Origin of the sequence: Kocuria sp. APC 4018, assembly GCF_030407675.1 — a bacterium.
GTDB classification, from domain to species: Bacteria; Actinomycetota; Actinomycetes; order Actinomycetales; family Micrococcaceae; genus Kocuria; species Kocuria rhizophila.
This window is the reverse complement of record NZ_JASDCY010000122.1, coordinates 1-1,057: the sequence shown is the minus strand read 5'-3', so window position 1 is coordinate 1,057 and position 1,057 is coordinate 1. Positions and strand designations below refer to the sequence as shown.

The following is a 1,057-nucleotide window of genomic DNA, read 5'->3' as shown; positions in this document are numbered from 1 at the left end:
GGCACGGGGAGGGACCGGCGCGGCGTCGTGCGGGCTGGGAGCGGCGCCGGTGCCGGTGCGTTCTCCGGGTCCAGGTGCAGGGACGGCGTGATCCGGGTGGCGCCACGGTCCGCCACCAGGTAGCCCTCCCCCGTGAGGACGTCCCACGCCGCGGTCACGGTGCCGCGGGAGGTGCCCAGGCGGGCCGCGAGCGCCCGGGAGGAGGGCAGCGGGTCACCGGGGCGGAGCACGCCTCGCGCCACGAGGTCACGGACCTGACGCACCAGCTGCTCACCCAGGGGCACCCCGGAGGTGCGGTCCACGGTGAGGGGCAGGTCGATGTCCCGGGGGTGCCTCATGCTCCGAACTGCCGAGCAATGTATCCGGCCATGCCAGGCACCGTGAAGGCCACCTTCCCGTGCTCAGGTGCGTAGATCATGCCCTTGTGAAGCAGCTGCGCGCGGGTGGGACCGAGCGTGCTCGTGGTGACACCGAGGCGTGCCGCCAACTCACCGGTTCTCGACGGCCCGTCGCCATCCTGTGCCATGGCGCTCATGTACTGACGCTCTCTGCCAGTGGCCCGTCCCCACCGTGCGGGGAAGAACCCGGCGTCCAGTTGCGCCCACCCCCGCTGGATGGCCAGCTCGGCATCCTCAGCGGTGAAAGGAGTGGACGGGGCGACCTCCCACACGGCCTGGCCGAACTCCTGGATGAAGTAGGGATAGCCGCCCGTGGCGGAGACGAGCGCATCGAGAGCCTCGGGCTCGAAGGTTGCACCGACCTCCTTCGCGGGCCTGGACAGGGCATGACCCGCCGCCTCTCGGCTCAGCGGTCCGATGCTCCGGTAGTCGAAGAGGCGCTCTGCGTAGCTGCGTGCGGCGCTGAGGGTCGCGGGCAAGGTGGGCAGTCCCGCGCAGATGAGGTAGAACGGCCACTCCCGCTGCCCAGCGATGTGCTGCACCGTGATGATGGCACTCATCAGATCCGGATCCAGGTCCTGCATCTCGTCGATGAACAGGCCGAAGGCACTGTGCTCAGCCCCGAGAGGTTCGCTGAGGTCCGCCACGAGTTCTTCCAG

Annotated in this window: 1 protein-coding gene and 1 pseudogene; both read right to left on the bottom strand. The window is 70.1% G+C overall.

Going from position 1 to position 1,057, the window contains the following annotated elements; translation table 11 throughout:
• Positions 1-338 (bottom strand): GntR family transcriptional regulator (locus tag QL985_RS12090; protein WP_290148009.1); only part of this gene is annotated, 338 nt, incomplete at its 3' end.
• A pseudogene (locus QL985_RS12085) lies at positions 335-1,057 on the bottom strand (ATP-binding protein); the annotation flags it as partial. The gene QL985_RS12090 and the pseudogene QL985_RS12085, both read right to left, overlap by 4 nt.